Consider the following 18,235-nt stretch of genomic DNA (forward strand, 5'->3'; position numbering starts at 1 on the left):
CAGCCCGACAACTCCGCCCGCCGCTCGCCCCGAGGGCACGCTGACTCTACCCATCCGGCTCCGGCCCGCCCCGGCGGACGCCGAGGCGGCGACCGCCGCCCCTGGCCGACCGCTCCGACCACCACCCGCGTGAGCCCCGGCAAGCCCGCGAAGTCCACGGCCGGCACCGGTCGCTCGCGCTCACGCGGGTCGGCCTCGACCCCGACTCCGGCGACCGTCTGGACCGCCGGCTCCGCGCCGATCGACCTCGACGCCACGTGGCCCGCGGCCCTCGTCGAGCGGATCGTCACCTCGTTCAGCAAGCCCACCGAACAGGTCGTGCTGCTGAGCTGGCCGACCCCCGACCGCGCCCGCCCGAGGCTCGGCGTGGTCGGTGCCGACGGCGTCATCGACCACGCCCCCGGCACCGAGTCGGACCCCGAGCTGGTCGACGCCATCGCCGCCGTCGAACGCCTCGACCGCGCCGCGCGCGTCGAGCGAGTCCCGGTCGATCCGATGTTGACCGGCCTGGCGTCCCGCCCGTTCTGGGCCGACCTCGTCGGCGGGCTGGGCCCGGCTCCCGCGACCCTCCCCACGGCACCGGAAGCCACCGTCGAGGTGCCCTTCCCGGACGCGGTGACCGCACCCGTGGACAGCGCCGACCTGATCATCACCAGCCTGCCGCCGCACCCCTCCGGCCACCACGGTCACGGCAACACCGCCGACCTCATCGCGCTCTACGCGGCACGGCGACTGAGGGTCGGCGGCATCCTCGTCGTGCTCACCCACTGTGACTGGACGTCGGGCGAGCTGACCGACCCGACCGGCGCGGTGGTGACCGCAGGACAGAACGCCGACCTGCTCTACCTCCAGCACATCGTCGCCCTGCACACGCCCGTCCGCGACGGCCGTTTCCACCTCGCCGACACCCACCCCGACGCGCACTCCGACGGTGTCCACGGTGACCTCGACACCGACGACGGCGACGCGCGTGCGCGTCACCGCGCCTCGGTGCGCGGTCTGCCCGCTCCGCATCGGCGCATCCACTCCGACGTCCTCGTCTTCGCCCAGCCGCACGACCACCAGCCGACGCCCGCGGCGTCGCCGAGTGCGCCCACGGACGCGGTCCCGCAGCCCGAAGACCTCCAATGAACACCACGCCCAACCCCGCGCCGAACGACGCCCTCGCCCACCCCGGACCGCACCGCCAGGAAGGCACGCCCGTGACGCACGACGCCACCCACCAGCCCACCGCCGAGTCCTCCGCGACCACCGCCGCAGCGGTCGGCGACGAACCGACCCAGCGCATCCCACGCGCGCTCATCACCGCACTCGACACCTCGCCCACCGCTGTGAACAACTCTGTGGACAACGGTGAGCGGAAGGGCAGCGCGGAGACGCCCGCGGTGTCGGTGTGGACGACCGCGCAGTCCTCGCCAGCGGCCCAGCGCAAGAACAAGTACACCCCTGAGTCGACCGCGCATCCGGCCAAGATGTTGCCCGAGGTCGTCCGTCACGCTGTCACCCACTACACCCGGCCAGGCGAGTTGGTGCTTGACCCGATGTGCGGCATCGGCACCACCCTCGTCGAAGCCGTCCGACTCGGGCGCCGTGCCGTCGGGGTGGAGTACGAACCCCACTGGGTCGATGTCGCTCGCGCGAATCTCGACTTGGCGCGGGAGCAGGGCGTGGGCGGTGACGACGGGATCGACGCGCGGGTGTTCCACGGTGACGCCCGCCAGCTCGTGACGCTGCTGCCGCCGGAGTACGTCGGTCAGGCGGCGCTGGTGGTGACGTCTCCGCCCTATGGTCCCTCGACCCACGGGCAGGTGTCGGTCGCGCCCGGAGCCGGGGTGCAGAAGTACCACCACCTCTACGGCAACACCCTCGACCGGGGCAACCTCGCCAACATCGGCCACCACCGGCTGCTGGCCGGGTTCACGCGCATCCTCGCCGCGTTGCGGACGTTCCTGAAGCCCGGTGGGCACATCGCCATCACCATCCGCCCCTGGCGGGAGCACGCCGAGCTGATCGACCTGCCCTCCCAGATCCTTGCCTGCGGACGCGCCGCCGGCCTGATTCCGGTGGAGCGCAATGTCGCTCTGCTGGCCCGCGCCGCCGAGACCGACCTGGTGGCGCGCGGCAGCTTCTTCCAGCGCGATTTCATCCGCAAGCAGCGCGAGGCTGGGCTGCCGCTGCACTTGATCGCCCATGAGGACGTGCTCGTCTTCCGCACCGCCCTGCACAAGACCACAGGTAGGTCCTCGGCGAGCGTGACCGACCTCGAGCAATTCCGGTCGACACGGTCCGCCGGCCACCTCGGTGACGACCCTGCACGCGGAGGCCGGGCGGCATGACCCGGCACCGTTCACCCCGCTCGTCTCGTGCGCGGGCGGCGCGGCCGCTCGCTCTCGTCCCGGCCCCGGTGATGCCGCTGGGGCCGGGGCGAGGCTCCTCCAGCGCCGAGTCCGGTCCGGTCGTGGGGTCGTTGTGCACCGGCTACGGCGGCCTGGACCTTGGCGTGCTGGCCGCGCTCGGTGGGGGCCGGATTGCCTGGGTCGCCGACCCCGACCTGCACATCGCCCAGGTCCTCGATGCCCGGATGCCGGGCATCCCGAACCTCGGCGACCTGCGGCACATCAACTGGCGTGCGGTTGAGCCGGTCGACGTGTTCGTCGCTGGGTTCCCGTGCCAGGACATCTCCGCCGCGGGCAAGCGCGCGGGCATCGAGAAGGGAGTCCGCAGTGGGCTGTGGACCGACATCGTGGCGGGTCTTCGCCTACTACGACCCGCGCTCGTCGTTGTGGAGAACGTCGCCGCGCTTCGCTGGCGCGGGGGAGGACTCCACCGTGTACTCGGCGACTTGGCCGAAGCGGGGTATGACGCGGCATGGCGTAGCGTCCGCGCCGCCGACATCGGAGCCGCCCACCGCAGGGAGCGGGTGTTCCTGCTCGCCTGGCTGCGCATACCCTGCTCCGGTCACGGAGGCGGGGATGCCGGCGGCGCCGACCGCGTACGACGGCTCGTTGAACGGTGCCGCAGCCGCGAGCAGACAGGGTGGCCCGACGCTGCCGGGCCAGCTTCGGCTGCTGCCGACTCCACGGGCCTCCGACACCGGAACGGCGGGCCGCAAGGCCGGACGGGGATTCCGTCCGCCGCTGTCGCAGCAGGTGCTCCCGTTGGTGGCGCCGGAGGTGTTGCTGCCCACCCCACGCGCCACCGACGGCACGAAAGGATGCCCGGCGCAACGGGGTTCCAAGGGCGACCTGATGCTGCCCTCGGCGGTCATCCGGCTGCTTACCTCGACCGAGGGCCAGGCAGGCGAGGCCACCTCGTAGCGGTGCCCGACTCGACCGGCGGCGTGGCCGGTGAGCCGACCGTTCGGCCGTCGTCCGCGACGGTGAACTGGGGTGTCTACGAGGCGGCGATCCGCCGCTGGGAAACCGTGCTCGACCGCCCGGCGCCGCACCCGACCCAGCCCGGCAACCACGGCCGCCCGGTGCTCGCGCCCGCCTTCGTCGAACACCTCATGGGCCTTCCGCCCGGGTGGGTCACCGACCTCCCGCTGCCCCGCACCGCGCAACTGCGGGCGCTGGGCAACGGCGTGGTCCCACAGCAGGCCGCCCACGCGGTGTCACTGCTGCTGGACGACCTCGCCGAACTTCTCCACACCGACCATCGGCCGCGGGCCGGCAAGGAGGTGCTTGCGGCATGACCACACCAAACCCGGCGGTGCCCGACCCCGGGCCCGCTTTGCGACTGCTGTCCCTGGGCGCCGGGGTGCAGAGCACCACCGTGTTGCTGCTGGCCTGCGAGGGCGAGATCCCACGGTTCGACGTGGCTCTGTTCGCCGACACCGGCTGGGAACCGCGCGCCGTCTACGCCAACCTCGACCGACTGACCGCACACGCCGAACAGCACGGTATCCCGGTGCGGCGGGTCTCGGCCGGGAACATCCGCGCCGACGCCCTCGACCCGAAGCACCGGTTCGTCTCCATGCCCCTGCACACCCTCAACCCGGACGGGTCACGAGGACTCGCCCGCAGGCAGTGCACCTCCGAGTACAAGATCACCCCGTTGAAGAAGGCGGCGCGGGAGCTGCTGGGGTATCCGCATCCGCGTCGGGTGCCGCGAGGGGTGTACGCCGAGCAGGCCATCGGCATCAGCACCGATGAGTTCCACCGCGCCAAGGACTCCGGGCTGCGGTTCCTGCGTAACGTCTTCCCGCTGATCGACCTCGGCTTCGACCGCGCACGGTGCATGGAGTACTTGGCCGAGCGGGGTTTTGGGGAGACGGTGAAGTCAGCGTGTGTCGGGTGTCCGTTCCATGGCAACGCCGGATGGCGGTGGGTGCGCGATCACGACCCGCAGGGCTGGGCGGAGGCGGTCGAGTTCGACCGCGCGATCCGCGACGGTTATCCGCGTGCCACGACGCAGGGGCAGGAGTTGCGCGGGCAGTACTTCCTGCACCGCTCCTGCACTCCGCTGGACCAGGTCGACCTCGACGTGCTTCCGAAGTCGCGGCCCACGAGGCATTTGCGGCTGATCACCACCGACTCGACACATGGGGCCGAGGAGGACGGCGAACCGGACGGTTGCTCGCCGTGGTCGTGCCGCTCGGGAGAACCAGCAGCAGCCGCCGCCGACTGCGGTCGTGCGGCATGAGCATCGCCATCACACCAACCCAGCACGCGCCAGCCGTGTCGAGGTGGCGGGGTCGAGCGATGACGTCCGGTACGTGACGCCAGCCGCGGCGGCGATGACCGGGGACCGGCCCTCGGTCATCGCCGCCACCATCGCCACGGTGCGCTGGCTCGTCCGGGTCGTGTGCGGCGACTCAACCACCTCTTCGATCCATCCGAATCGACATCGACGGTCACCAACAAGCAGGGGAGTGGACCATGTCCAGCAGCAGCCCTCGGCACGCACGACGCATCGCCGGAACCACACGCCCAACCCGCCCCACACCGCCCGCCGAACCCTCAACAGCAATCGAGGACGAGTGCCCGGAGACGCCGACACGGGTGCCACGTGAGTCGGGGGTGGGGGAGGGGCAGGTCGTGTTGCTCACCGCGGAGCAGGCGGCGGCGCGTTTGCAGTTGCGGCCCTCGTGGTTGCGGCGCAAAGCCGCTGCGCGGGTGATCCCATGTCGTTATGTCGGCAAGCATCTGCGTTTCACCCACTCCGACGTGGTGGCCATCGCCGAGCAGTTCGCCAGCACTCCGCGTCCCGTGGCCCGGTTTCGTGGGGGTGGTGTCCCCTGATCGGGTCACCTTCGCCGTGGATGCTTGCCCACTCGGCGGTCACCACGGGTCCATACAGCCGTCATCGCGTCACCCGGTTCGTGGGAAGGTGATCACCCGTGGCCTACGTCGAGCCCTCAGGCCCTGACACTTGGCGGGTCCGCTACCGCAAACCCGACGGCACCCTCGGCTCCATCCCCGGCTACACCAGCAAACCCTCGGCCGAGGCCAAAGCCGAGGAGATCAACGTCGACCAACGGCGCGGGCAGTTCATCGACCCCGACGCGGGCAAGACCCGCCTGCAAGCGTGGGCCGAGGCCTGGTTCGACGCGCTCGATGTCTCCCCGAACACCGAACGCCAATACCGCAGCCTCTGGCGCAACCACCTGCACCCCGACTGGGGCCACCAACCCCTGGCGGGCATCACGAACCTGACCATCCACGCCTGGGCCAAGACCAAACGCGGCGACGGCTACGCCCCCACCACCGTGACCACCATGGTCAAAATCCTGTCCATGATGCTCACCGACGCCGCCGACGAACGCCTCATCCACGCCAACCCCTACCGCCCCAAACGACGCGGCCGCCGCCACCACACCCCCACCCGCGAACGCGTCCACACCACCCCCGACCGCGCCCTGCGCATCGCCCTGCACGCCTACCACCTCACCGGAGCCTGGGCCGCCGCACTCATCATCACCGCAGCCTGGACCGGAGCCCGCTGGGGAGAACTCCTCGGCCTGCAACGCCACAACCTCCACCTCCCCACCACCGGCACCGGTCGGATGATCATCGACCCCGACCACGGGGCCCTCCTCGAGATCGACGGCAAGTTCCAACTCGGCCCACCCAAAACCGCCGAATCCGCCCGCACCGTGTCACTCCCACCATTCCTCACACAACTGCTGCGCCACCACCTCACCACCCACCACCACCCACACGTCTTCATCACCACCACCGGCGAACACCCCCGCCGCTCCAACTTCTCCCGCCGCGTCATGCGCCCCGCCGCCGACGGCACCGGACACCACCCCACCAACTGGCCACGCCTACCCCCGATCGAACCCGGACTCACCTTCCACGGCCTGCGCCACAGCCACAAAACCTGGCTCATCGCCGACCTCATCCCCGACATCGCCCAAGCCAAACGCCTCGGCCACCGCCTCCCCGACAAAATCGAACACATCTACAGCCACGTCGCCCCCGAAATCGAAACCCGCCTCCTCACCACCCTCCAACAACGCTGGCACAACGCCCTCCACACCATCGGCAACCCACCAGACACCCCACTCCTGAAACTTGAGGCCGCGTAGTACTTCGACATCCAGCGCAACGTCGCAGTCAGGGGCGGCAGCTTGACGAGCGCCCGTACCTCTCGCCACATCGGGCCACACTGCTGCTGCTGCTGCTGACCTGATCGGAGATTCTCACCGAACGGCCAGATCTGGGAAGTCGCCGATGGCCTACCCTGCCACTTTGAACTGAGTTGCCACGAACTGGCACGAGCGCACGAACCGTGCGGGCTGTGTGGTCTGATGGCGGACATGACGCGGACCCGCATTCCCTATCCTTCGTGCCGGCCGGTGTATGAAGCGGCGCGGCGCTGGCGGGATCGGAGTCTGCTCGATGACCTGAGCCTGTTCGGTGAGGATCGCATCGCGACCGCCGCGAACGCGGACATCCTGGTCCGCGATTTCGTCGACCAGCCGGACGTCGGCAAGGACACCTTCGTCACGAAGCTCCGCGGCCAGCTCGCCGCGTCGCCACCGTCGGCGGTACGGCTGGTCGCTGAGCTGCTGTACGTGCACCTGTTGGTCGCGCGCAGCACCACGATCGGTGGCCGGATGAAGGCCGAGCACGTGCGCGCCGTGCTCGGGTTCGCCGGAGACGGCCACGACATCCCGGCCGAGTTCGCCGAGGCGCTCGAGTCGGGCCTGGTAAACCCCGGTCAGGGATACAACAACTACCGCTGGCGCCAGTTCTCGCAGCTCATTCGAACCGTCGCGGCTCTGAAACGATTGTCTGAGCCCGCACGGCGGCGCGCGTTGACCGAGCCGGCCGCGCTCGTCGAGCTGCTGGATGGAGTTGAGGACAACGGCGGGGCGATCCAGCGCTACTCCCTGGAGCACCTGCTGTTCCCGGACGTGTTCGCGCCGGTCGTCAGCCGCGAGCATCGGCAGCGCATCCTGGACACGTGGCCGGACCTCGCGGGTCCCGCCACCGAACCGCAGTCGTTCCGGCTCGCTTCTGTTGTCAACGCGTTGGCGCCGAACGAGACTTGGGGCGTCGAGGAGTTCGTGAACTTGTACCGTTCGCCCCACGTGTGGCAATGGTCCGAGCAGAGCGACCGGTGGACCGCGCTGGTGGCATGGGGCAGACGACTGCGGGGCGCCGTCGACCTCGCCGCGATGGAACGCGCCTACAAGCTCGAGGGCGCCGAGGCGCTCAGGACCGCTCGGGAGTCCGGGGCACCCGAGGACGTGCGGAACGCTTTGCGGGGCCTCAACCTCGTCGACTGGCGGGTCACCGACTCGTTCCTGAAGTGGCTGACAAACGCTGAGGACGGCCCCGACGTTCTCGCCCAGCTGTGGACCGACCCCGGCCCCTCCTCGGTGGACCGGTTCCTCGAGCGCCTGCCCCAGACGGCCGTTGCGGGCAGCGGCGCACGGCTGAACCTGGCCTCGGTGCTGCTCGGCGCAGTGGATGTCACCTCCATGCCGCCGTGGCGGGCGCGGGCGGTCGACGCGGCCTACCGGCTCACCAAGCACAGCAAGCCGGAGCCGTCCGCGACCGAGGGCGAGCGGTACGCGTGGTTCCTCGTGTTCCTCGACCAGCTCGTGACCGCGTTCCGGAGCGCGGGCGTCGAGCTCGCCGACCGGCTCGACGGCCAGTCCCTCATGTGGGCGCTGATGACCTACGACCCGCCGAACGAGTGGTCGGACATCGAGGCCGATGCATTTCGGAAGTGGCGCCGCGGCAGCGGCGCGACGCCTCCGGAGCCAAAGCCGGACACACCCAGACCGCCCAGCGATCCCGTCGACGGTGAGCAGGAACGATCGCTGACCGACCTCGCACGGGACCTGTACCTGGACGAACCGTTCCTCGACGAGATCGACCAGCTGCTCAGGGAAAAGAAACAGCTCATCTTCCAGGGCACGCCCGGCACCGGGAAGACGTACGTGGCTCGTGAGCTGGCGGCGTGGTTCACCAAGTCGCGCGACCGCGTCGAACTGGTGCAATTCCATCCCACGTACTCCTACGAGGACTTCGTTGAAGGCTTCCGCCCTCGGGTCGACGGCAGCGGTTTCCGGCTCGTGGACGGACCGCTGCTGAGGATCGCGGAGCGGGCCCGAGCCGACGAGGACAACCAGTACGTGCTCGTCATCGACGAGCTGAACCGCGGCAACGTGGCGCGTGTGTTCGGGGAGCTGTACTTCCTGCTTGAGTACCGAGGCGAGCCTGCGAGGCTGCTGTACCGGGAGGAGCGGTTCTCTCTTCCGCCGAACCTCTTCTTCATCGCCACCATGAACACGGCGGACCGCTCGATCGCACTGCTGGACAGCGCGTTGCGGCGCCGCTTCTACTTCGTCGACTTCCGGTCTGACCAGGGTCCGGTGGCCGAGATGCTACGCCGCTACCTCCAGCACCGGCATCCGAAGTACGAGTGGGTTGCCGATGCCGTCGCCGCCGCGAACCGGCGGATCGCCGACCCCGACGCCGCCATCGGCCCCAGCCACTTCTTCCGCGACGGCAACGAGATCGACGACGCGTGGCTGGATCTGGTGTGGGAGCACGCCGTGCTGCCCACGCTGAGGGAGCACTTCCACGGCCGTCAGGACCGCCTCGTCGAGCTCACCCTCGCCCAACTGCGGGTGGAGGTGGGTGCTCCCGGTGACGACGCTCCTCTTCCGTGAGTACGAGACGCGACACGCGGTTTGGCTCACGCCGCACCAGGCCGAGCTGCTGCGGACCCGGTTCGCCTGCCGGGTGGACTTATCTGACACGTCCGGCCAACGGTACGACGTCCGACCGGGGCGGTTGGTCGGTGCGCTCGTGGACGGTGACACGACGATCGTCGTCCGGCCCAAGCTGGACATCGCCAGGGTCCTGTTCCTGCTCGCGCACGCGGTTGACCCGGAATGGCACGGGGACGCGGCACTCGACGAGGCGAGCTCGCTGACCGACGCCGTGGTCGTGCTCTTCGGCGCCTTGTGCGACCGGGCGCTACGAAACGGTGTCCTGCGGGGCTATCGCGGCCACGAGGAGCATTCGTACACCGTGCGCGGACGTATCGACCTCGCCGAACAGCTGCGCACCACACCGGGTCGCGACCTGCCGCTCGCCGTGTCCTACCAGGAGCACGACGAGGACATCCTGGAGAACCGCCTGCTCCTGGCCGCGCTGCTCGCCGCAGCGGACCTCCCGGCACACGCCGAGGTCACCCGTCGCGCTCTCGTGCGGTTGCGGCGCGCGCTGGCCGGGGTGGCTCCGGTCCGGTACGACGCGCACCAGGTGCCGTCCGTGCCGTGGACGCGCCTCAACCAGCACTACCGGCCCGCGGTCGAGCTGGCACGGCTCATCCTCACCGGCGCGGAGGCCGACCTGCACACCGGTCACGTCCGCGCCCCCGGGCTGGTCCTGGACATGGCCACCGTGTTCGAACGTTTCGTCCGCAACGCCACCCGACGCGCTCTCGGCATCAGCGAGCGAGAATTCCCCTCCGGCTCCTCGACCCGGCTCCACTTGGACGACGCGCGGCAGTTGGCCATCGAGCCCGACCTGAGCTGGTGGGTCGAGGGTCGCTGTCGCTTCGTCGGCGAGCTGAAGTACCGGTACGACAAGGGAAAGGGCCACGCACCGAACCTGTACCAGACACTCGCCTACGCCACCGCGGCCGGCCTGTCGGACGCCATCCTCGTCTACGCCGACGGCCCGAGCACCGGGATGACCCACCACCTGCCGCACGCCGGCGTGCGTATCCACGTCCGGCACCTCGACCTCGGCCTCGAGCCCACCGCTCTCCTGCGCCAGGTCCGCTCCCTGGCCAGCCACATCGCAGACCTCACGACGCGTCCAGGACGTGCGACCGTAACCAGTCGGGCACCGCTACCTGCTTAGCACCTCGCCTAACTGGTCCTAACAAAGTCGTTGGATGTGTCGGTAGCAGATGATGCAGGTGGCGAGGCCGAGGAGGGCTTCGTGGATGTCGTCGCGGCGTTCCCAGCGGATGCGTAGGCGTTTCATGCCGTGGTACCAGGCGGTCGTGCGCTCCACGACCCAGCGGACCGTGCCCAGACCGGAGCCGTGGGGTTCGCCGCGGCGGGCGATTCGTGTAGCGATTCCCCTGGCGCGCAGGAGCCTGCGGTACTTGTCGTGGTCGTAGCCGCGGTCGGCGTAGACCGTCTTCGGGCGTCGACGCGGGCGTCCGCGTCGACCGCGCACGTTGGGCACCGCGTCCGGCAGCGGCTCCAGGCCGATGACGTCGTTGCGGTTGCCGCCGGTGAGCAGGACCGCGAGCGGGATGCCGCCGCCGTCGGTCAGGACGTGGTGCTTGGAGCCCGGTCGGGCGCGGTCGACCGGGCTCGGCCCGCTTTTGGGCCGCGGCGAGCGGCCCGCACGTGCGAGGTGTCGACGACGGCGCGGTCCCAGTCCAACCTGCCCGCCGAGTGCAGCTCCGCGAGCAGTGCCTCGTGCAGTCGAGACCAGACGCCGGCCTGGTTCCAGTCGCGCAATCGTCGCCAGCAGGTCATCCCGGAGCCGAAGCCCAGCTCCTGCGGCAGGAACTCCCACTGGATCCCGGTGTGCAGCACGAACAGGATCCCGCACAACACCTGCCGATCGGGCACCCGCTTCCGGCCGGGGTTGCGAGGTCTGCGTGGCACCACCGGCAACAACGGCTCGATCCGCTCCCACAGGTCGTCCGAGACGATCCACGGCGGCGACTAACCTCTCCTCACGACCGAACATGATCCACAACGGGCACGGCCGACGCAACGACGTTGATCATTTTGTTAGGACCAGTAAGTCACTGGCATTGGACCTAGCTCCCAGATTGCGGTGGCGACGACCTCGGGACGCCATTCGTCGCGCGCCAGATCCAGTCGGCCGGTGAGAGGTCGTTCATCCCGGGATGCGGACGATGGTCGACCAACTGGTGTTCCTGTACCACTGGGCCCGCCTAGCCTTAAGGTCATCATGAGCACCAGTGGTCGGATCTCGTTGATGCCCGCGTGATGATCGAGCAGTCAACCCCGAAACAGGCGCCCAGCACATCATGGGTGACACCGTGACGGAGGTGCACATGGGTCGCCAACAGTTGGTCGACAAACACCAGCCGGTACTTTCGCGCCCGCACCCGGTGCGCAGGCGAGACCGCGCAGCCAGCCGCGTGTCGAGGTTATCTCGGGTCGGGTCGCCCTCGGGGGTGTGTGAGGGGGAGTCCATCGTTGCCACTGCACGGTGGTGGGGTTTTGTTGGTGGGCGAGTTCAGGTGGTGGAAGCATCTGATGCGAGGAGTTCGGTGAATACCTCGCTGGGGTTTGCGCCAGTGGTGGATCTTACGGCTCGGCCGTTGACCTGGCGGCGATCGCGGCCAAGTAGTGTGGGTTGCTGGTGATCTCGGTGCCTTTGGGTAGGTACTCGCGGACGATGCGGTTGAGGTTCTCGTTGCTGTCGCGCTCCCATGGGGGAGTGAGGTGGGCGAAGAACACCAGCAGTCCGGTGGCCGTGACACCCTTGTGCATGACCATTTCCGCGCCGCAGTCCCAGGTCAGCGATCGTGTGATCGAGGATGGCGGCGGGCCGACCGCGGAGATGATGGCCTGGGTGACGGTCAGCGAGTCCCGCCCGGTCAGCAGCACCAGGACCAGGAACCGGCTGGTGCGCTCCACCAGCGTGGCCACCGCTGTCTTGCCGCCCTTGCCGACGACAATGTCGCCTTCCCAGTGCCCCGGCACCGCGCGCCCGGCGACCTCGACAGGGTGTTCATCGAGGTAGCGGGGCTCGCGGATACGCGGCGCAGGGGCTGGGCGCGGCCCGGTTCGTGCGACCGGTGCGCAGCGCGATCAACTCCCGGCGCAACGTGGCGACCGGCTGGGCATAGACCCACTGGTAGATGGCCTCGTGACTCACCCGACCAGCGTCCCCGCCGCCGTGATCACGCGCCAGGCGGCCCGCGATCGAGGCCGGTGACCAGCCGATCCGCAACAACCTGAGCACCCGAGCCCTCAGCACCGGGTCCCGATCCACCGCTAACGCCTTCGGCCGCGTCCGAGCCACCGCAGCGGCCCGCTGCGCACGCTCGACGCGATAGACATCCCGCCCACCGTGACGAGCCACCTCACGCGAGACCACCGACGCGTCACGACCGATCCGGACCGCGATCTCCTTGTACTCCAACGACTCGGCCAAACCCCGGGAGATCTCCTCCCGATCGGCCAAGGTCAACATCCTGCGCACGACAGGGAATCCTTCCCCACCGAACACCAAGATCACATGCTACGACCGACTGAACTCGCCCCCTGGACAAGCCATATCCTTGCAGCTGAGAGCACCTTTCTCCATGAAACGACCGCCCTTACGCCATTCCCCGTGAAAACGGCGAATTAACGCATTGCGCATTGGCGATACTGGAAATTGCGTACTTTTTCTCAATGTTTCAAAATTTCCGTCTCGTTGGAAGTAGCAATATGTTCCATACCGCCTTGTCGTATGACGTGAGGCGCAAGTGTTCAGTTCCCTAATGCGGCGAGTCGTGAGACGCGTAAAATTTCATCTTAATCCGGCACGCGAGGCAATCCACATCGTGTGCTCGCGGCTGATTGCTTCTTCGGCATCAGCCATAGCGTCCACCCAGCTTTCTTCAGACGCGTCCGAAAGTCTTGCTCCAGACAGACTCAGTTCAGTGGCGGCAATCGAGTAAGCGGATGCCAACGAACTGTATTGCTTCAATCCGAGCCAGGCCGCGCCTGCGGCAATCGCAGCTGCGATGATTCCACTTACATCCAGGTTCCAGGCACCAAAAGCGCGACCGCCAGCTAAAACGATGGCAGCAACTTCAGCCGCTATCAATGCAACTCGCCAGTGGGTAGCGTTACGCGCATTGGTTGCCGCCTTTGCGGCGTACCAGCTTCTTTGTTCGGCAACACGTTCTTCGAGGTAGATCCTTTTACGCTCCCCGAAAGAGGTTTCGCGTACACGGGTCATCCCTGAAGTGATTCCAGGTGCTTCCACACCCAGCACCAATCTGTCTTTTCCCTTTTCCGCAACCTCAGCAAGGCGCTCATGCATCAACTGACGCGCTTCGGCTGCGCCCATCGATGGCGGAAAGGGATTTGCGGCCACTGCGTACCGCCAGGCGAGCGTTTTGGCTGACTCGGCTAATGCTCGCCCCGCATACCAATCGCGTTCAGGCTGCGTCGTCATGAGAGCGATCTCGGCAACGAGTGCGACCCCGAAAGAGAGTAAAGCTAGTATCGCCCAGAGATCGAAGTTATCAACTTTTAAGCTCAGTGCTCCACCAACGGATGCGCCTACCGCACCAAGAAGACGAGCACGACTCCATCGCAGCATACGGCGCTGACCGCGGAGCGATGCCCTGTCTGCTTCGACAAAGAAGCCAGGCAATTCAAAGGCGGGGGACGTCATGGGCACTTCCGGTTGTGATCAAACAGCAGGCGAGTATTCGTCGCAGACTGAGCCCGCATTGTACGCGCCCGATAGGCGTCATCAATGTAGCCTGCAAGATCAGCAGCCGAGCTCGGGACGTCGTAGTATCTGGCGTAGCGCTCGCCCTGATTCTCGGTCAAATTATCGTGAAGGCGAGGAGGAAGATTGGGATTATAGTGAGCAACCGATGGCAAGCGAATCGCCATGAGTCCGTTCCGGCTTGAGTTCACCGTATTGCGCAACGATGCTGCGATCTCCCAGTCAACGAACCTACGAGCCCACGTGCACTTACCAATCATTACGATGGTTACCGTGCTGGTATTAAGGTAGAGCTGCCGGATCCGACTCTTGATGTAGTCGGGGTCCCAGCTATCGATGATGTCTCCCGGCATACTTGCACCGATACCGCGCGAGATAAAAACATCGTTCGTGTGGTCAAACGTATCGACAAACCGCTGAACTTCTTCTTCGTCTGCTTGGTGATATGAGATGAAGCATCGATGCCTAGTATAAGAGAGCAGGGTCCTCGATGTATGAGTCATGGTATTCTCCGCGCCTGTAATTATGGTCTGCCTACACTGCGTCCGAACTCACGATGAAGGGTAGAGACTACGTCGCCAAAAGTTTCACGTATGTTGCCGCGACTGAACCCGATCTGCTGGACGCCATCAATGTTGGAGAAGAGCTCAACATCCTCCTCAACTACCAGTACTGCACGGTGCCATCCCAACCTGCCCTGGAACAGTCCAACTTCATGCACCACATTCTGACGAGCACGCTTAGTGCCAGCTTCCGTGGTATCATCACCGGTAAGTACAAGTATTGCGAATGCTGCATCTGAAAGCAGACTTTCGAGAATATCTCGGATACCGTGACCTGCGCGTGCTCCCGTTTCATATGCCTGGACAGTTAGACCGTGCTGATGGAGAAGGTGATCTTTTAGGTCACGCCACAAATCAGAGCGACCATGGCCAATGAACACTGCTGGTGATCGCAGTGCTATCGCGTTTGCTGCTGGCAACGGACTGGGCACCCCGGTTGTCGCTGCAAACAGATTCATAACTGATTCGATCTTATCTGTGCTGTTGGCTTCCACTGCAACTGACGTTCCGGCAGGACCTGCAACGTCACTTGAGAACCGGAGCTCCAGCGTCACGGCTTCCCGCAGTGTAGAGTACTCCTGGTATGGAGGGAGTACGACTGTCAATGTCGCCGACAAGGGCTGCCGTCGATAGTCATCCATCCATGCATCGATGTCGTCGTGCGTCCAGATGCTGTGGCCATGAGCAACCACCATCGACGAAAAGCGAACTGGTTCTTTATCCTTCACGGTATCGAGAAGGCGAAACCGGCTAAGTACAGAAATGGCTGCATCAATAACTTCCACCGGGAACTGTGCGCCGGGAAAGTACGTTTCACGTTTCATTCATGCCCTTCCGGTTGTGCAGCCAACCGCGTGACGCGCGAGTTCGGGGTATCTTATCTTAACGAGTGCATGCATGGCAGACTTTTAGGTTGACTGTTCGTTCGCAGATGCCTGCGATGCTCAGCTTCATGTACACGACCTATTGAGACGAAAGTGATCACCTTCCTGTAGGTTGATCACTCGTGGTCGATGTCGAGGGTGCGCATCGGTTGTCGCCTGCCGAGCGTGAAGTGCTGCGGTTGCGGGTGGTGGCGGCGTTGGAGGCCGGTCGGGTCGAGGGCTATCGGCAGGCGGCGGAGGTGTTCGGGGTCTCCGAACGGTCGGTGGGCACGTGGTGGCGTGCCTACCGGCGGGATGGTCGTGGCGGCCTGGCGACTCGCAGGGGGCGTCCCGGCCCTGCTGAGCTGATCGCTCCACAGGATCGGGGCACGCTGTTCGCGGCGATGGCCGACTACACCCCCGAAGAGTTGCTGATCGGCGGCCCGCTGTGGACACGATCGGCGGTGGTCGAGCTGATCCGGCTGGTGGTCGGGGTCGACATGACCGAGCAGGGCGTCGGGTTGTGGCTGCGCCGCCACGGCTTCACCCCGCAGCGCCCGGCGCGCCGCGCCTACGAGCAGCAGCCCGCCGCGGTGCGCGCGTGGCTGGATGAGGAGTACCCGGCGATTGAGGCACGCGCGAAGGCTCAGGGGGCCGCGGTCGCGTGGGTCGACCAGTGCGGGCTGCGCTCGGATGCCGCACCGCCAGGCAGGTCTTGGACACCGAAAGGCCGCACGCCGATCGTGCGGGTGACCGGGAAACGCCTGCGGGTCAACGTCATGTCCGCGGTCGCCTCGCGAGGCGCCCTGTGGTTCACCGTGTTCACCGAGCGCTTCACCGCAACCGTGTTCACCGCGTTCCTCGACCGCCTCGCCCGCCAAGCGGGCCGGAAAGTGCACGTCATCGCCGACCGGCACCCGGTCCACCGCAGCAAGACGGTCCGCGCCTGGCTGCAGACCAACAACGAGCGGATCGAACTGCACCTGATGCCCGGCTACAGCCCAGAGCTCAACCCGGACGAGTGCTCAACGCCGACCTCAAACGCAACGTCAACGCCGCACGGGCCCACACCGCCGACCACCTCGCCCACGAAACCCGCCGCTTCCTGCACCGCCGCCAGCGCCAACCGCACATCGTCCGCGGTTACTTCCGGGCACCCCACGTCCGCTACGCCATCATGTAGGCAACCGAACAATTTCGACTCAAATATGTTGAAGCGCCTGGGGCGGTAGGTAGACCCGCTTCGTTGCGTTGGTACTATGACAAGCAGAAGGTGGAAAGTCAGTCACAAGCCCCGGTGATGGTGAGAATGCCGTGCAGGCAGACAATCTGGTCTGCCGCGGGCAGCGGCAGCAAGCGAAAAGACATCGTGGCGATCTGGCCTGGTTCCAGTTTCCAGCGAAAGTCAACCAGGAGCCGTCCCGGTACGACGCTGGCGGTCGGGTCGAGCCAGAGGTTGCGCCTCAGGCGGATCGCTGCCCTGCGGTATAGGAACCAGGCGAGCGCCACGACGCTGATGATCACCGCCACTCCGGGGGAGCGGGCCAGCAGCACCACCGCGTCCGCGCGGCTGCCCAACCAAGCCACCAACGCCGCCCTGCACCAAGACGACCGGCAAAGTTACCTTGACCGCCTTCAGTACCGCGGGTGGTCGACCTGCTTGGCCACCGCAGCACAGACGGGCTGCTTGCCGCCGTCGACCGCGCCCGCGCGCCAGCCACCGGCCAGCACCAGTTACGCGACCAGCGCTCCCGCATCGCCAGCCAAGACCACGACGCCACCGCCTGGGTCGGCGGCACACCGAGCTGCGCACCGAACCCGCACCCGGGCCGCCATGTTCTCTGAGCAGACCGGCTGCGTACTACCTGGCAGGCACAGCAGCCGCGTACCAGCGGGCCCGCGCCGCGGAACGCGCCCGACAACTCGCCTACGACCAGCCCGCACTACCCCAGCCCATCCCCAGGGCGGGGACCAAGCCTGTAGCGGTCGGTGCCCGGCAGGACTCGTACCAGGACTGTCGGTGGTCGCGCCTAGACTCGCACCATGCGATGTACAGCGCCCGTACGCGGCCACATCCGGGGCGGTGGCGCAGACTGCCCTGTTCATGGTGGCCAATACCGGTCGTCCTACTCCCCGTCCTCCTACACCTCGCCGACCCCTCGCGCTTCGAGCGGTAGAGGCGGGTCCAGCGGTGGAGGCGGCGCTGGCCGATCGACTCGTCCGCGTTGGTCGCCGGCCAACTCTCCCGTCACCTACAGCTCTGACGAAGTCGCGGCACTGGATCGCTACCGTCAGAAGGTTGAAGCGGTGGGACCACGGGCCGAGTCCTACGACCTGTTCCTCTGCCATGCCTGGGACGACCGGCGAGAGACCGCGACTGAACTACACGACCTCCTCGAAGCCCACGACGTGTCGGTCTGGTTCAGCGAGCGGGACATCATCCTCGGCCTGCCGTTCATGCGGGAGATTGACAAGGGCTTGGCCAAGACGCGCATCGGTCTCGTCCTCATCACGCCCGCCTTCCTCAAGCGCATCGAAAACGGTGGTGTGTCCGAAAAGGAACTCTCCGAGCTGCTGGCTCGCGACCTGCTGATCCCCGTCGCGCACGGGGTGAGCTACGACGAAATTCGGGCGATCAGCCCGCTCCTCGGCTCCCGTAACGGTCTCAGCACTGACGAGGACTCGCTAGAAGACATCGCTAAGAAGATCGCTGAACTCGTCGCCTTGTAGAACCTCTTCGCGAATCTCGAGAGTGGAGTGCGTCCCGGCCACCCACTGGCGGGCGACCGAGTAGACGCTTAGGTCCTGGGCCACGCCCACCCTCGGGGGTCGGCGGGCTCATCGTCGGTAGTTGGCGAGCGCGGTCGCCGCCTGCGAGGAC

General features: G+C 66.9%; 18 protein-coding genes and 3 pseudogenes. 13 read left to right on the forward strand and 8 right to left on the reverse strand.

Annotation, left to right across the window (positions count from 1 at the left end; translation table 11 throughout):
- The first annotated feature begins 129 nt into the window (after positions 1–129).
- The 6 genes and pseudogenes from ACTG9Q_RS28445 (at position 130) to ACTG9Q_RS28470 (ending at position 4,644) form a co-directional block, all read left to right on the forward strand.
- Positions 130–1,131, forward strand: coding sequence for a hypothetical protein (locus ACTG9Q_RS28445; RefSeq protein ID WP_455575997.1), 1,002 nt, complete (start codon positions 130–132; stop codon positions 1,129–1,131).
- A complete protein-coding gene (locus tag ACTG9Q_RS28450) occupies positions 1,128–2,336 on the forward strand; it encodes a TRM11 family SAM-dependent methyltransferase (RefSeq protein ID WP_455575998.1) in 1,209 nt (402 codons plus the stop codon). The genes ACTG9Q_RS28445 and ACTG9Q_RS28450 overlap by 4 nt, the downstream gene beginning before the upstream one ends.
- Positions 2,337–2,407: 71 nt before the next feature.
- Positions 2,408–2,878: pseudogene (locus ACTG9Q_RS28455) on the forward strand (DNA cytosine methyltransferase); the annotation flags it as partial.
- A gap of 127 nt (positions 2,879–3,005) precedes the next feature.
- Positions 3,006–3,317 carry a hypothetical protein gene (locus ACTG9Q_RS28460; protein WP_455576072.1) on the forward strand — a complete coding sequence of 104 codons (312 nt, stop codon included), beginning with the start codon at positions 3,006–3,008 and terminating at the stop codon, positions 3,315–3,317.
- A gap of 2 nt (positions 3,318–3,319) precedes the next feature.
- The gene (locus ACTG9Q_RS28465) at positions 3,320–3,694 is read left to right on the forward strand and encodes a hypothetical protein (protein ID WP_455576073.1); all 375 of its coding nucleotides are present in this window, start codon (positions 3,320–3,322) and stop codon (positions 3,692–3,694) included.
- On the forward strand, positions 3,691–4,644 hold the full coding sequence (locus ACTG9Q_RS28470) for a hypothetical protein (protein WP_455575999.1): 954 nt from the start codon (positions 3,691–3,693) through the stop codon (positions 4,642–4,644). The genes ACTG9Q_RS28465 and ACTG9Q_RS28470 overlap by 4 nt, the downstream gene beginning before the upstream one ends.
- 9 nt (positions 4,645–4,653) lie before the next feature.
- Here the strand turns inward: ACTG9Q_RS28470 and ACTG9Q_RS28475 are convergent, their stop codons facing one another.
- Complete coding sequence (locus tag ACTG9Q_RS28475) at positions 4,654–4,824, reverse strand: hypothetical protein (protein WP_455576000.1); 171 nt, start codon at positions 4,822–4,824, stop codon at positions 4,654–4,656.
- Positions 4,825–5,039: 215 nt separating this feature from the next.
- Between ACTG9Q_RS28475 and ACTG9Q_RS28480 the strand changes: the two genes are divergently transcribed.
- The 4 genes from ACTG9Q_RS28480 (at position 5,040) to ACTG9Q_RS28495 (ending at position 10,340) form a co-directional block, all read left to right on the forward strand.
- Positions 5,040–5,243 carry a helix-turn-helix domain-containing protein gene (locus ACTG9Q_RS28480; RefSeq protein ID WP_455576001.1) on the forward strand — a complete coding sequence of 68 codons (204 nt, stop codon included), beginning with the start codon at positions 5,040–5,042 and terminating at the stop codon, positions 5,241–5,243.
- A gap of 98 nt (positions 5,244–5,341) precedes the next feature.
- Positions 5,342–6,535, forward strand: a complete 1,194-nt coding sequence (locus ACTG9Q_RS28485) for a tyrosine-type recombinase/integrase (protein ID WP_455576002.1) — start codon at positions 5,342–5,344, stop codon at positions 6,533–6,535.
- A 231-nt stretch (positions 6,536–6,766) separates the two neighbouring features.
- A complete protein-coding gene (locus ACTG9Q_RS28490) occupies positions 6,767–9,136 on the forward strand; it encodes an McrB family protein (RefSeq protein ID WP_455576003.1) in 2,370 nt (789 codons plus the stop codon).
- A complete protein-coding gene (locus ACTG9Q_RS28495) occupies positions 9,114–10,340 on the forward strand; it encodes an McrC family protein (RefSeq protein ID WP_455576004.1) in 1,227 nt (408 codons plus the stop codon). Before ACTG9Q_RS28490 ends, ACTG9Q_RS28495 begins: the two co-directional genes overlap by 23 nt.
- A gap of 18 nt (positions 10,341–10,358) precedes the next feature.
- Here ACTG9Q_RS28495 and ACTG9Q_RS28500 read toward each other — a convergent pair.
- From ACTG9Q_RS28500 to ACTG9Q_RS28525, 6 genes and pseudogenes are all read right to left on the reverse strand, one after another.
- Positions 10,359–11,107 (reverse strand): annotated as a pseudogene (locus ACTG9Q_RS28500) (IS5 family transposase).
- A 308-nt stretch (positions 11,108–11,415) separates the two neighbouring features.
- Positions 11,416–11,577, reverse strand: a complete 162-nt coding sequence (locus ACTG9Q_RS28505; protein WP_455576005.1) for a transposase family protein — start codon at positions 11,575–11,577, stop codon at positions 11,416–11,418.
- Positions 11,578–11,708: 131 nt separating this feature from the next.
- Positions 11,709–12,671 (reverse strand): annotated as a pseudogene (locus ACTG9Q_RS28510) (IS30 family transposase).
- A gap of 321 nt (positions 12,672–12,992) precedes the next feature.
- Positions 12,993–13,868 (reverse strand): DUF4231 domain-containing protein, encoded by an 876-nt coding sequence (locus ACTG9Q_RS28515; protein ID WP_455576006.1) that lies wholly within the window; start codon positions 13,866–13,868, stop codon positions 12,993–12,995.
- Positions 13,865–14,431: a TIR domain-containing protein gene (locus ACTG9Q_RS28520; protein WP_455576007.1), complete on the reverse strand. Its 567-nt coding sequence runs from the start codon at positions 14,429–14,431 to the stop codon at positions 13,865–13,867. Before ACTG9Q_RS28520 ends, ACTG9Q_RS28515 begins: the two co-directional genes overlap by 4 nt.
- A 20-nt stretch (positions 14,432–14,451) precedes the next feature.
- Entirely contained in the window at positions 14,452–15,315 is an 864-nt protein-coding gene (locus ACTG9Q_RS28525) for a TIR domain-containing protein (protein WP_455576008.1), read from the reverse strand.
- A gap of 209 nt (positions 15,316–15,524) precedes the next feature.
- Here ACTG9Q_RS28525 and ACTG9Q_RS28530 point away from each other — a divergent pair, with 209 nt between their 5' ends.
- Positions 15,525–16,586, forward strand: coding sequence for an IS630 family transposase (locus ACTG9Q_RS28530; protein ID WP_455576009.1), 1,062 nt, complete (start codon positions 15,525–15,527; stop codon positions 16,584–16,586).
- A gap of 49 nt (positions 16,587–16,635) precedes the next feature.
- Here the strand turns inward: ACTG9Q_RS28530 and ACTG9Q_RS28535 are convergent, their stop codons facing one another.
- On the reverse strand, positions 16,636–16,932 hold the full coding sequence (locus ACTG9Q_RS28535) for a hypothetical protein (protein WP_455576010.1): 297 nt from the start codon (positions 16,930–16,932) through the stop codon (positions 16,636–16,638).
- A 69-nt stretch (positions 16,933–17,001) separates the two neighbouring features.
- Between ACTG9Q_RS28535 and ACTG9Q_RS28540 the strand changes: the two genes are divergently transcribed.
- Both ACTG9Q_RS28540 and ACTG9Q_RS28545 read left to right on the forward strand, forming a co-directional pair.
- Positions 17,002–17,199 carry a hypothetical protein gene (locus ACTG9Q_RS28540; RefSeq protein ID WP_455576011.1) on the forward strand — a complete coding sequence of 66 codons (198 nt, stop codon included), beginning with the start codon at positions 17,002–17,004 and terminating at the stop codon, positions 17,197–17,199.
- Positions 17,200–17,661: 462 nt separating this feature from the next.
- Positions 17,662–18,084 carry a toll/interleukin-1 receptor domain-containing protein gene (locus tag ACTG9Q_RS28545; RefSeq protein ID WP_455576012.1) on the forward strand — a complete coding sequence of 141 codons (423 nt, stop codon included), beginning with the start codon at positions 17,662–17,664 and terminating at the stop codon, positions 18,082–18,084.
- Positions 18,085–18,235 lie beyond the last annotated feature (151 nt).

It is taken from the genome of Actinokineospora lacus (assembly GCF_053813445.1).